Origin of the sequence: Pseudomonas sp. ADAK2 (assembly GCF_012935755.1) — a bacterium.
In the GTDB taxonomy this organism is placed as follows: Bacteria; Pseudomonadota; Gammaproteobacteria; order Pseudomonadales; family Pseudomonadaceae; genus Aquipseudomonas.
Genome location: NZ_CP052862.1, coordinates 513609 through 527097 on the forward strand (window position 1 = coordinate 513609; position 13489 = coordinate 527097).

Here is a 13489-nt window from a genome sequence, read left to right on the forward strand (position 1 = left end):
CGATCGTTCCCACGCTCCCGCGTGGGGATGCCTCAAGGGACGCTCCGCGTTCCATTGGGACGCGGAGCGTCCCGGGCTGCATTCCCACGCGGAGCGTGGGAACGATCGCTATGCGACTACAGAAACGGCATAACCTCATCACCCAACGGTCTAACCACCGCTCTATAAAATCCCTCCCGCCAGCCCACAACCCTGCATAAACCAAACGCAGGGATGGCTGTCCATGATTCAATTTCCACCGCTCAAATCCCCTTTGACCCTGGCCTTGCTGCTCGCCATGAATACACTGCCGGCCCTCGCCGCGAGCAGTGTCGATTTCAACCTGCCGGCCGGGCCGCTGGACCAGACCTTGTTGGGGATTTCGCGCCAGACCGGCACGCCGATTTCCTTTGATCAGTCCCTGGTGAACGGCATCAACGCCCCGGCGATCCACGGCCAATTGACCCAGGCCCAGGCGTTGACCCTGGCCTTGCAGGGCAGCGGTTTGAAAGATGACGACGGCGTGATCAGCGCCGCAACGACGACAACGTCCTCAGCCAAAGCATTCGCCGAACCCACCACCCAGCTCCAGCGCGTGGAAGTCACCGGCAGCGCAATCCGCCGCGTGGACGCCGAAACCGCCGTGCCGATCACCATCCTGCGGGTCGAGCAGTTGCGCGAGCAGGGCGTGACCAGCACCGAAGAACTGGTCAGCCGCATCTCCGCCAACCAGTCCTCGGTCGGCTCGGGGCGTTCGGTGGGTTCCAGCAGCGGCGGCGCGTCGTACGCGGACTTGCGCGGCATCGGCCCGAACAAAACCCTGGTGCTGCTCAACGGCCGACGCTTGAGCAACAACGCCACCAGCGCGATCAACGGCTCCGGCGTGGACTTGAACACCATTCCCTTCGCCGCCATCGACCGGGTCGAAGTGCTGCGCGACGGTGCCTCGGCGCTGTACGGCACCGACGCCATCGGCGGGGTGATCAATTTCATTACCAAGAAAAGCCTGACCACCGGCCAACTCACCACCGGTTACGACACGCCGACTCATGCGGGCGGCGGAGACAGCCACAACTTCAGCGGCAGTTGGGGCTTCGGGGATCTGGAGGACGACCGCTTCAACGTGTTCGGCGTGGTCAGCTACGACAAACAAAAACGCCTGGCCGCCGAGGACCGCAGTTACACCTACAACTACCAGCCTGGTCGCGGTCTGGATTACACCTCCGGCACCGCATCGCCGGCCAACTGGAGCCAGGGCAGCAACGCGACCAACCCGTTGGCAGGTTCCGGGTGCAACGCGCCGGGGCTGTTGTCGCGCAACGGCATCTGCCGCCAGAGCCTGTGGAATTACCTCGACCTGGTGCCGGAAACCGAGAAGACCTCAGCCTTCGCCAAAGCCACCGGCAAACTCTCGGACGACCACAACGTCAGCCTCGAATACTTCTGGGCGCGCAACGAAAACCGCACGCAGATCGGCCCCGGCACCTTGATGGGCAATCAGGTCAACCCCGGCATCACGTACTATCCGGGCAACGGCGTCACCCCAGGCCCCAGCGGCTTTGCCCTCGACCCGACGCAACCGGTGGACGTGAACTGGCGTGAAACCGATGTCGGCGCGCGCCAGCACGAAGACGACAACACCAGCCAACGCTTGTTGCTGAGTTTCGACGGGAACCTGGTGGGCTGGGATTACAACGTCGGCGCTTCGTACAACCAGAACAAAGTGGTCAATTCGATCCTCGACGGCTACGTCAACGACCGCGCTGTGAGCCAGGGTATTGCCACCGGCGTGATCAACCCGTTCGGCCCGCAGACGGCGGCGGGGGATGCCTTGCTCGCAGCCAACGCCGTGGACGGTGATTACGGCACGGCGGTCGGTCGGGTCAAGGCGATTGACGGACGGATCAGCCGCGAGATCGGCGACTGGTTTGGTTCGGGTCCAACCGGTCTGGCCTTGGGCGGCGAGTATCGCAAGGAAGACTTCCATCAGGACTTCGCACAGTTTGCCGGCGACATCCAAAGCCTCGGCGTCGATCCCAACGGCAGTGTGGCCGGGGATCGCAGCGTCTCGGCCGAGTACGCCGAAGTCAACGTGCCGGTACTCGACAGCCTGGAACTGTCCGCCGCGGTGCGCCATGACAAGTACAGTGATTTCGGCAGCACCACTAACCCGAAATACTCGTTCCGCTTCCAGCCATTCAAGGAACTGGTGGTGCGTGGCGCCTACAGCGAAGGCTTTCGCGCGCCGTCGTTGTATGAACTGTACAACCCGAATTTCACCTCGTTCACCAACGCCAACTACAACGACCCGCGCCTGTGCGCCGGCGGCAACCCGAGCAACGGCGGGATCGCCAACCGCGACTGCGCGCAGCAGTTCAACCGCACCTCGGGCGGCAACACCGAACTGAGCCCGGAAACCGCGCGTAACGTGACACTCGGCTTCGTCTATCAACCCTTTGATCGCCTGACCACCGGGCTGGATTTCTGGTGGATCAACATTGCCAACCAGATCGCCGAATTCCCGGAATCGGCGGTGTTCGAGAATCCTGAACTGTATCCAGAACGATTGATTCGCAAGCCGGACGGCTCCATCGACCACATCGTGACCGGCCTGGCCAACCTCGGCAAAATCAAAACCAACGGCGTCGATGTCAGCTTCGACTATCGCTTGCCGAGCACTTCGATTGGCGATTTCGGCATCGGCCTGCAAGGCACCTACGTCACCCGCTACGAGTATCAGCAGCAACTCAAGGGCGACTACATCGACAAGCTCGGCGACTTCCGTGGCGGTGACTTTTCCTCGGCCGGTGCCGTGGCGCGCTGGCGTCACAGCCTGACCGGCACCTGGAACCGCGGACCGTTCGGCGCGAGCCTGTCCAACCGCTACACCAGCGGCTACCACGACTCCGACCGCGAGACCCACGACTACGTCGGCTCCTACAACGTGTGGGACGTGGCGGGCACTTACACCTGGCGCAAGACCCTGGGCGTGACCCTCGGGGTAAAGAACCTGTTCGACCGCGAACCGCCGTTCAGCAACCAGACCTACACCTTCCAGAGCGGCTACGACCCGAAGTACGGCGACCCGTTTGGGCGGACGTTGTACACGCGGGTCAGTTACAACTTTTGATTGGAAACCACGTAGTCAGGACCGGTTTTAGGAACCAAGTGTTCTAACTGTCGCCCTATAAAAACCGCAGGTCTGTTGCACATAACAGGCAGGCGGGAAGGGTGGGTGTCCTGATTTGACTGTCACGGTTTGGGGGGGTGGTGATTGCCAGGGCCCTATCGCGGGCCAGCAGCAACACCCACCCGGCCAAAGATAAAAAGGCTGCTTCCCGATGCCATCCCGATTCTGTCTGTTGGGCCTCTGCTTGCTGCTTAGCCCAACCCTTTTCGCCGCACCACAACCCGCCCTCACGGTCTACGGCGAAGCCCCCAAATATACCCCGGGCTTCCAGCACCTCGACTACGTCAACCCGAACGCGCCCAAGGGCGGCAGCCTGCGTCGTTCCTCGCTGGAGGGCGGGCCGTTCGATCATTTGATCCCGTATGTCGACAAAGGCACCGGCGTCGCCGAAATCGACACCTGGCTCTACGCCCCGTTGGCCTATCGATCCAAGGACGAGCCCTACAGCGTCTACGGCTTGGTCGCGCAGCAAATGGAACTGGCCCCGAACCGCACCTGGCTGCGTTTCTACCTGAACCCGGCGGCGCGTTTCGACGATGGTCGTGCGATCACCGCCGAGGACGTGCGCTACACCTTCGAACTGTTCACCACCCAGGGCAGCCTCAAATATCGCCAGCAATTCGCCGATGTCGCTGAAGTCATCGTCGAGTCGCCGACCCAAGTGCGTTTCGTGTTCAAGAACAATGAAAGCCGCACGCTGCCGCTGGATCTGGCGACTTTGCCGGTACTGCCGGAACACTGGTGGAAAACCCGCAACTTCGCCGACGGCGGCGGTTTCGAGGCCCCCCTGGGCAGCGGGCCATATCGGGTCAGCGCCGTGGATGCCGGGCGCAGCGTCAATTTCGAGCGAGTCAAGAATTGGTGGGGCAACGACCTGCCGATCACCCGCGGCCTCTACAACTTCGATGCGCTGCGGGTCGAGTTCTTCGCCGACAGCGACGTTTCGCGCCAGGTGCTGAAGGCCGGCGGCTTCGACTACAACCGCGAATTCTCCGCAACCAATTTCACCATCGGCTACGCCGGCACCGCACTGGATCAAGGACGCCTGATCCGCGAACACCTGGCCCCCGGCGCAGCCCAGGGCGCTCAGGGTTTTGTGTTCAACCTGCAAAAACCGTTGTTCCAGGACCGCCGTGTACGGCAAGCGATTGCCTTGCTTTGGGACTTCGAATGGAGCAACCGGCAGATGATGCGCAGCATGTACCTGCGCCAGCGCAGCTATTTCTCCCACAGCGAGCTCTCGGCCACGCAGCTGCCGGACGCCGAAGAACTGAACATCCTCGAACCGTGGCGCGGCCAGATTCCGGATGAAGTGTTCAGCGACGTGTTCCAGGCGCCGCACACCGACGGCAGCGGCATCATTCGCGGCCAGCAGTTGCAGGCGCTGAAACTGCTGACGACGGCGGGTTGGAAGCCCGAGGGCGATCAGTTGGTGAACGCCAAGGGCGAGCCGTTGCACTTCACTTTTCTCAACGGCCAGAAAGGCTTCGAGCGGTTGTTGTTGCCGTTCAAGCGCAACTTGGCGCAGATCGGTATCGGCTTCGATATCCGCCAGGTCGACACCGCGCAATACACCAACCGCGTGCGCAGCCGCGACTACGACATGATCGTCGCCGGCTACCCGGTGAGCCAGGCACCGGGGCGCGAGCTGTTCAACTATTTCGGTGCCGACGGCGCGGATGATCCCGGCTCCAACAACTACATGGTACTGCGCGATCCGGCGGTGGACGGCTTGCTCACCGGGCTGGTGCATGCCACCGACCGCGCGAGCATGTTGCGTCACGCGCGGGCGCTGGATCGGGTGTTGCAGTGGGGTTACTACTGGATTCCCAACTATTACCCGCCGGGGATTTCCACGGTGTGGTGGAACCGTTTCGGTCGTCCGGCGATTGCGCCGTTGTACGACGCCGGCCTGGAAACCTGGTGGGAAATCAGCCCGTCGGCACTGACCCAGACCCAAATGGAACAACGCACTCAGGAGTATTCCCATGTGGGGTTATAGCCTGCGGCGTTTGCTGCTGATCGTGCCGACGTTGCTGTGCATTCTGCTGGTCAATTTCGTCATCGTGCAGGCCGCGCCGGGTGGTCCGGTGGAGCAGGCCATCGCGCGCTTGCAGGGCATCGGCGTTGGTGGCGCGGTGGGTGGTGGACATGTCGAGACGGTCGGCGGCGAATCCCGCGCCACCCGTGGCCTGGACCCGAAACTGGTGGCGGAAATAGAGCGCCAGTACGGCTTCGATAAACCCGCCGGCGAACGCTTGTGGCTAATGCTCAAGCGTTATACGCGGCTGGATTTCGGTTCGAGCTTTTTCCGGGGTGCATCGGTGATTGATCTGATCCTGCAAAAGCTCCCGGTGACCTTGTCGCTGGGATTGTGGGCGACGTTGATCACTTATCTGGTGTCGATCCCGCTGGGGATTCGCAAGGCCGTGCATCACGGCTCGGCATTCGATGTCTGGAGCAGCGCAGCGATCATCATTGGCTACGCGATGCCGGGATTTCTGTTCGCGCTGTTGCTGATCGTGGTGTTCGGCGGCGGCACCGTTCTGGACTGGTTTCCGGTGCGCGGCCTGGTCTCGGAAAACTTCGCCGAGCTGTCGGCCTGGGGCAAGGTCGCGGACTACTTCTGGCACCTGGTGCTGCCGGTCAGCGCGCTGGTGATCGGCGGGTTTGCGACGCTGACGATCCTGACCAAGAACAGCTTTCTCAACGAGATCTCACGGCTGTACGTGGTGACCGCGCGGGCCAAGGGGCTGAGCGAAAACCAGGTCTTGTATGGTCATGTGTTCCGCAACGCCATGCTGCTGGTGGTCGCCGGATTGCCCCAAGCGCTGGTGACGGTGTTCTTCGGCGGCTCGTTGCTGATCGAGGTGATTTTCTCTCTCGATGGCCTCGGCCGTATGAGCTACGAAGCCGCCGTGGCGCGGGATTACCCGGTGGTGTTCGGATCGCTGTTCATCTTCACCCTGTTTGGCCTGCTGATAAAACTGTTGGGCGACCTCTGCTACACGCTGGTCGACCCGCGCATCGATTTCACCGCGAGGGCTGCCTGATGCTGACATTGTCTCCAATCGGCCTGCGGCGTTGGGCGCGGTTCAAGGCGCATCGGCGTGGCTGGTGGTCGTTGTGGCTGTTTCTGGCGTTGTTCGGCCTGAGCCTCGGTGGTGAACTGGTGGCCAATGACAAGCCGCTGCTGGTGTCGTATCAGGGCCAGTGGTATTTCCCGGCGTTCAAGCGCTACACCGAGCAGGACTTTGGCGGCGAGCTGCCGTTCCAACCGGACTATCGCAGTTTGCAGTCGCGCGAATTGATCGAGGGGCAGGGCGGCTGGTTGCTGTTTGCGCCGATCCCGTTTGGCTTCGACACGGTCAATTACGACCTGACCGAACCGGCGCCGAGCCCGCCGTCGCGGGAGAACTGGCTGGGCACTGACGATCAGGCGCGGGATGTCCTGGCGCGGGTGATTTTCGGCACACGGATCTCGCTGTTGTTCGCCTTGGCACTGACCGCCGCCAGCGCCTTAATTGGCATCGTTGCCGGCGCGTTGCAAGGTTATTACGGCGGCTGGATCGACTTGCTCGGTCAACGGTTGCTGGAAGTCTGGTCGGGGCTGCCGGTGTTGTACCTGCTGATCATTTTGTCGGGCTTCGTCGAACCGAATTTCTGGTGGCTGTTGGGGATCATGGCGCTGTTTTCCTGGCTGAGCCTGGTGGACGTGGTGCGCGCCGAGTTCCTGCGCAGCCGGGGCCTGGAATATGTGAAAGCCGCGCGAGCGCTGGGCGTCGGCGATGTGCAGGTGATGTGGCGGCACATCCTGCCCAACGCCATGAGCGCGACCCTGACCTACCTGCCGTTCATTCTGACCGGGGCCATCGCGACTTTGTCGGCACTCGATTTCCTCGGCTTCGGCATGCCGGCCGGCAGCGCATCGCTGGGCGAGCTGATCGGCCAGGGCAAAAACAATCTGCAAGCACCGTGGCTGGGCCTGACGGCGTTTTTCGCCCTGGCGCTGATTCTGTCGTTGCTGGTGTTTATCGGCGAAGCCTGCCGTGATGCTTTTGATCCCCGCTCTTGAGTCAGGAGAATGAGATGACCGATAACCTGATCGAATTGCGCAACCTGCGGGTCGCATTCAATGGCTGCGAAGTGGTGCACGGCGTTGACCTGGATATCCGCCCCGGTGAATGCCTGGCGTTGGTAGGCGAGTCCGGTTCCGGCAAATCGGTGACCGCCCACAGCATCCTGCAATTGCTCGAACCTTCGACCACCCGGATCGACGGCAGCATTCGTTATGCCGGTGAAGAGTTGCTGGGCACGTCGTCCAAACGCCTGCGGCAACTGCGCGGCAATCGCATCGCGATGATTTTCCAGGAGCCGATGAGTTCGCTGAACCCGCTGCACACAATCGAGCGGCAACTGGGTGAAACCCTGGCGTTGCACAAGGGCCTGGCCGGTGTTTCAGCGCGCAGGCGGATTCTGGAATTGTTGTAACTGGTCGGCATCCAGCATGCAGCAAGTCGCGTGAAGGCCTATCCGCATCAGCTCTCCGGCGGCCAGCGGCAACGGGTGATGATCGCCATGGCCCTGGCGTGCGAACCCGAGTTGCTGATCGCCGACGAGCCGACCACCGCGCTGGATGTCACGGTGCAACGCAAGATTCTGCTGCTGCTCAAGGCGCTGCAACAGCGCTTGGGCATGGCGCTGCTGATCATCAGCCACGACTTGAATCTGGTGCGCAGCATCGCCCAGCGCGTGGCGGTGATGCGTGGCGGGGTGATCGTCGAGCAGGCGTCTTGCGAGCAGTTGTTCAGCGCGCCGCAGCATCCCTACAGCGTTGAGTTGTTGAATGCCGAGCCGGGTGGCACGGCGCTGTGGCGGGACGATGCCGAGACATTGCTGGCGGTCAGTGATGTGAAAGTCTGGTTTCCGTTGGGCGGCGGCTGGCTGCGACCCAGGTCGTATCTCAAAGCTGTCAACGGCATCGACTTGAGCCTGCAACGAGGTAAGACCCTGGGCATTGTCGGCGAGTCGGGTTCGGGTAAGTCGACGTTGGGCCAAGCGATTTTGCGGCTGATTGAATCCGAGGGCAGCATTCGTTTCCGGGGCGAAGCGCTGGAGTCGCTCAGCGGCAAGCAGTTGCGGCCCCTGCGTAAGCGCTTGCAGGTGGTGTTCCAGGACCCGTTCGGCAGCCTCAGCCCGCGCCTGAGTGTGGAACAGATCATCGCCGAAGGCTTGCAGGTGCACAGCGACATGAATGCCGCTCAGCGCGAGCAAGCGGTGATCGATGTGCTGAGGGAAGTCGGCCTCGACCCGGCCACCCGACATCGCTATCCCCACGAGTTTTCCGGCGGTCAGCGGCAACGTATTGCTATCGCTCGGGCGCTGGTGCTTAAACCGGAATTGATCCTGCTGGATGAACCGACCTCGGCGCTGGATCGCACGGTGCAGAAGCAGATTGTCGGTTTGTTGCGCCGGTTGCAGGAGGAGCATGGTTTGACGTATCTGTTTATCAGCCACGATTTGGCCGTGGTGCGGGCGCTGGCCCATGATCTGATCGTGATGAAGGATGGCGAGGTGCTGGAACGCGGCGCTACTGCCGAGCTGTTTGGTGCAGCGCAGCATCCGTATACGCGGGAGTTGTTGGCCGCGTCGTTCGCACAAAGCCCCTTGTAGGAGCGAAGCTTGCTCGCGAAGGCGTCATGTCAGTCAGCATTGATGTTGAATGTGACGACGCGTTCGCGAGCAAGCTTCGCTCCTGCAAGGTTTCGTGTTTAGAAGGCGAAACAGGAACAGCCAAACGCCCCCCAGAACCCCTGGAAGTCACTGACCGGCGCCGACGACAACCGCGCCCGCTGGTGACTATGGGCATGCACCGCGCACGCGCCGACACAGTGGTGAACCTGCGCGGCCAACGGTTTCCAGTGCCCCGGTACTTTGGTGACCGGCGACCACTCGGGCACTACCGGGATCGGCGGTGGCGAGAGTTTTTCAAACTCGACACTGCCATAGACAATCTTGCCGTCGACAATCGTCAGCACCGACTCGATCCACTTGATCCCTTCGTCTTCGATGTGGAAATAGTCCGCCGACAGCGCAATCAAGTCCGCCAATTGCCCGACCTTGATCTGGCCTTTCTGCCCTTGTTCGGACGAGAACCAGGCGCTGCCATGGGTGAACAGTTCCAGCGCCGTGTCGCGGCTCAAGCCTTGCGGGTACAACTCCAGGCCGCCGACGGTGCGGCCGCTGACCAGCCAATACATCGAAGTCCAGGGGTTGTAGCTCGACACCCGTGTCGCATCGGTGCCGGCGCCGACCGGAATGCCTTCGGCCAGCATGCGGGCGATGGGCGGGGTGTGTTCGGCGGCCTTGGCGCCATAGCGGTCAACGAAGTATTCGCCCTGGAACGCCATGCGGTCCTGGATCGCAATGCCACCGCCCAGGGCTTTGACCCGCTCGATGTTCTGCGGGGTGATGGTTTCGGCGTGGTCGAAAAACCATGGCAAGCCATCGAACGGAATGTCGCGATTGACCTTCTCGAACACGTTGAGCATGCGGCTGATGGATTCGTTGTAGGTCGCGTGTAAACGGAACGGCCAGCGCTGCTCGACGAGGTGACGCACCACCGGTTCCAGCTCTTGCTCCATGGTTTGCGGCAGGTCCGGGCGTGGCTCCAGGAAGTCCTCGAAATCCGCCGCCGAGAACACCAGCATCTCGCCGGCACCGTTGTGCCGCAGGAAGTCGTCGCCCTGGCCGTAACGGGAGGTGCTGGTCCAGTTCTTGAAGTCGGTCAATTCTTCCTTGGGTTTCTGCGTGAAGAGGTTGTAGGCGATGCGCACCGTCAGTTGCTTGTCGTCCGCCAGTTGCTGGATGACTTGGTAATCGTCCGGGTAATTCTGGTAACCGCCGCCGGCATCGATGGCACTGGTAACGCCCAGGCGATTGAGTTCGCGCATGAACTGCCGGGTGGAGTTGACTTGCTGTTCCAGCGGCAGTTTCGGTCCCTTGGCCAGGGTCGAGTAGAGAATCATCGCGTTGGGTCGCGCGATCAGCATGCCGGTCGGATCGCCATTCGAGTCGCGGACGATCTCGCCGCCCGGCGGGTTTGGCGTGTCGCGGGTGTAGCCGACCACTTTCAACGCGGCGCGGTTGAGCAGGGCGCGGTCGTAGAGGTGCAGGACGAACACCGGCGTATCCGGCGCGGCTTTGTTCAGTTCTTCGATCGTCGGCAGGCGTTTCTCGGCGAACTGGAATTCGTTCCAGCCACCGACCACGCGCACCCATTGCGGCGTCGGCGTGCGGTCGGCCTGGTCCTTGAGCAGGCGCAAGGCGTCGACCAGCGAGGGCACGCCTTCCCAGCGCAGTTCCAGGTTGTAATTGAGGCCGCCGCGAATCAGGTGCAGGTGCGAGTCGTTGAGGCCGGGAATCACCGTGCGCCCGTGCAGGTCGATGATCTGCGTGCCCGGACCTTGCAGGGCCATGGCCTGGGCATCGCTGCCGACCACCACGAAGCGTCCGTCCTTGATCGCCACGGCACTGGCCTGGGGTTTCTTGCGGTCGACGGTGTGCAAGCGACCGTTGTACAGAATCAGATCGGCCGGGGCATCGGGCATGGTTTTACTCCCTGCGAATAGTGGGCTGACCCAGGCACCGACGGCGCCTGCCGAAAGGCCTTGCAGTACACGGCGGCGATTGAATCCGTCGTGGTCGTCAGGTGGGCTCATGGCAGTGTTCTCCGCTCAGTTCTTCATGAAAAAACCGGGATTGAACAGCCGATGTCTGACGCATGCGGCCAGAAGGAATATAGACCGCAAATCAATTTCCCGATGCCCAAACGCACGAATCCCGCCACAAGGGGCGGGATTCGTGTGCAGCCAGAGAGGCTCCCCGAAGCGGGGAGCCGTCATCTTACGACGGGAACAGCTCGGACAGCTTCATTGCCAGCATCATGTCGCCTTCAGCGCGCAGTTTGCCGCCCATGAACGCTTGCATGCCGTCAGTCGAACCGTCGACGATGCCTTCCAGGGTCTCGGCGTCCATCACCAGCGTGACCTGGGCGTCCGGGTTTTCGCCTTCTTTCAGTTCGCAGGTGCTGTCCTTGACGATCAGAGAGAAGTGCTTGGATTCGTCGATGCGGAAACCGAAGACCAGGTCCAGACCGGCAGCGGCGGCTGGGTTGAACTTGGCTTTCATTGCTTGTACGGCATCAGCTACGGAGGTCATGGTTCGATCCTTTCTTGGGTAATTAGAGCTGGGTGATTACAGCCAGGGTCACAATAGTCCGGACTCAGCGAAACGTGATGAGTTCCGGGGCCTTCAGCAGTTGCAAATGCGCATGACTGTTGAAGGAAGCCAGAGCCACCTCGCGACCACGGAACTTCAGTTGGTTGAGCGAGGTGTTGACGATTTGCCAGTTGAGTTCAAACGCCTGGCGAGCAGGCATTTGTGTAATGAGGTGGAGCAGGGCAGTGATGGTGCCGCCGGAGGTGAACACGGCGATTTTCTGCGTGTTGTCCGCCAGTTCTAGGATGCGGTTCAGCCCGGCCTGGACCCGTTCGACAAAACCCAGCCAGCTTTCCAGCCCCGGCGTGTCGTAGGTGCCGGCCAGCCAGCGCTCGATGATCAGGGCGAAGATACGCTGGAACTCGGCACGGTTTTGTGCGGCGTTGCGCAGGACGTCCAGCGCTTCCGGTTCGTCTTTGAGCATGGCCGGAAGCAGGGCGCGGATCACCGCGTCGGCGTCGAATTCGTTGAAGGCGGAATCGGTTTCCAGGGTCGGCGTCGACAGGCCCACGGCGGCGAATTGCTCCAGCGCGGTGGTGGCGGTGTGCTGCTGGCGACGCAAGTCCCCGGCAAGGCAGCGATCGAAGCTGATACCCAGCCCGGCGAGGTGCTGGCCGAGGATTTCTGCCTGGCGGATACCGGTCGGCGACAGGACGTCGTAGTCGTCTGCACCAAAGGAGGCCTGGCCATGTCGAATCAAGTAGATGCTGCCCACGTCCGCGTCATCCCGGTACGTTGAAGGTTTGGCGAGGTTATGAGGATGACCGTGAGCTGTCAATGAAAAAACATACGCTTGTTTGAAATGCCCGTTACAGGCCTGTTGCCAGAGGTTTCACGGCTGGCCCCAAAGGCGGGGCATGGGTATGCTGGAGCCATCCCGCGCGCGCGTTTTCAAGCGGCGCATTGTATTGAAGGAGTCCTGTGTGGAGTTTTTTGCCGAGTACGCCAGTTTCCTGGCCAAGACCGTGACCCTGGTGATCGCCATTCTGGTGGTCCTGGCCAGTTTCGCGGCATTGCGCAGTAAAGGTCGGCGCAAGTCGGCCGGCCAGTTGCAGGTCAGCAAACTCAATGATTTCTACAAAGGCCTGCGTGAACGCCTGGAGCAATCCTTGCTCGACAAGGATCAGCTCAAAGCCCTGCGCAAGTCCCAGACCAAGACCGAGAAAAAACAGAAGAAGAAACCCGAGGCCAAATCCCGGGTGTTCGTGCTGGATTTCGACGGTGACATCAAGGCTTCGGCTACCGAAAGCCTGCGCCACGAGATCACCGCACTGCTGACCCTCGCCACGCCCAAGGACGAAGTGGTCCTGCGCCTGGAAAGCGGCGGTGGCATGGTGCACAGCTACGGTTTGGCGTCGTCGCAACTGGCGCGTATCCGTGATGCCGGTGTGCCGTTGACCGTGTGCATCGACAAGGTCGCGGCCAGCGGCGGCTACATGATGGCGTGCATCGGCGAGAAAATTATCAGCGCCCCGTTCGCCATCCTCGGTTCCATCGGCGTGGTGGCGCAACTGCCTAACGTCAACCGCCTGCTGAAAAAGCACGACATCGACTTCGAAGTGCTGACCGCCGGCGAGTACAAACGCACCCTGACCGTGTTTGGCGAAAACACCGAGAAGGGCCGGGAGAAGTTCCAGGAAGATCTGGACATCACCCACGCGCTGTTCAAGAACTTCGTGTCGCGCTATCGCCCGCAACTGGCCATCAATGAAGTGGCCACCGGTGAAGTCTGGCTCGGTGTGGCGGCCCTGGACAAACAACTGGTGGACGAACTCAAGACCAGTGACGAATACCTCTCCGAACGCGCCAAGGGTGCGGAGTTGTACCACCTGCACTACGCCGAACGCAAAAGCCTTCAGGAACGCGTCGGCCTGGCGGCCAGCGGTTCCATCGACCGCGTGTTGCTGAACTGGTGGAGTCGCCTGACCCAACAGCGTTTCTGGTAACGCCAACAGCAGCCCGGCCACTCAAGTGGCCGGGCTTTTTTATGCGCGTTAGATAAGTTTTTGATAGGACGGCACAAGTAACAAAAGTGCAGGT

Annotated in this window: 8 protein-coding genes and 1 pseudogene; 6 read left to right on the forward strand and 3 right to left on the reverse strand. The window is 61.6% G+C overall.

What is annotated here, in order from left to right:
• Positions 1 to 223 precede the first annotated feature (223 nt).
• The 5 genes and pseudogenes from HKK52_RS02405 (at position 224) to HKK52_RS02425 (ending at position 8842) form a co-directional block, all read left to right on the forward strand.
• Positions 224 to 3109, forward strand: a complete 2886-nt coding sequence (locus HKK52_RS02405; protein ID WP_169369167.1) for a TonB-dependent receptor — start codon at positions 224 to 226, stop codon at positions 3107 to 3109.
• Between the two features lie 211 nt (positions 3110 to 3320).
• The gene (locus HKK52_RS02410) at positions 3321 to 5171 is read left to right on the forward strand and encodes an extracellular solute-binding protein (protein ID WP_169369168.1); all 1851 of its coding nucleotides are present in this window, start codon (positions 3321 to 3323) and stop codon (positions 5169 to 5171) included.
• Complete coding sequence (locus tag HKK52_RS02415; protein ID WP_169369169.1) at positions 5158 to 6222, forward strand: microcin C ABC transporter permease YejB; 1065 nt, start codon at positions 5158 to 5160, stop codon at positions 6220 to 6222. Before HKK52_RS02410 ends, HKK52_RS02415 begins: the two co-directional genes overlap by 14 nt.
• Positions 6222 to 7244, forward strand: a complete 1023-nt coding sequence (locus HKK52_RS02420; protein WP_169369170.1) for an ABC transporter permease — start codon at positions 6222 to 6224, stop codon at positions 7242 to 7244. The genes HKK52_RS02415 and HKK52_RS02420 overlap by 1 nt, the downstream gene beginning before the upstream one ends.
• Before the next feature lie 14 nt (positions 7245 to 7258).
• Positions 7259 to 8842 (forward strand): annotated as a pseudogene (locus HKK52_RS02425) (ABC transporter ATP-binding protein).
• Between the two features lie 98 nt (positions 8843 to 8940).
• On the opposite strand, the gene HKK52_RS02430 reads toward HKK52_RS02425, so the two are convergent.
• The 3 genes from HKK52_RS02430 to HKK52_RS02440 all read right to left on the reverse strand — a co-directional run bounded on the left by HKK52_RS02430 (position 8941) and on the right by HKK52_RS02440 (position 12164).
• A complete protein-coding gene (locus tag HKK52_RS02430; protein ID WP_169374160.1) occupies positions 8941 to 10779 on the reverse strand; it encodes an amidohydrolase in 1839 nt (612 codons plus the stop codon).
• A 295-nt stretch (positions 10780 to 11074) separates the two neighbouring features.
• Positions 11075 to 11389: an SCP2 sterol-binding domain-containing protein gene (locus HKK52_RS02435; protein WP_149658176.1), complete on the reverse strand. Its 315-nt coding sequence runs from the start codon at positions 11387 to 11389 to the stop codon at positions 11075 to 11077.
• Positions 11390 to 11453: 64 nt separating this feature from the next.
• On the reverse strand, positions 11454 to 12164 hold the full coding sequence (locus tag HKK52_RS02440) for a histidine phosphatase family protein (RefSeq protein WP_169369171.1): 711 nt from the start codon (positions 12162 to 12164) through the stop codon (positions 11454 to 11456).
• Positions 12165 to 12372: 208 nt separating this feature from the next.
• On the opposite strand from HKK52_RS02440, the gene sohB reads away from it, so the two are divergent.
• On the forward strand, positions 12373 to 13395 hold the full coding sequence (sohB, locus tag HKK52_RS02445; RefSeq protein WP_169369172.1) for a protease SohB: 1023 nt from the start codon (positions 12373 to 12375) through the stop codon (positions 13393 to 13395).
• Positions 13396 to 13489: the final 94 nt, after the last annotated feature.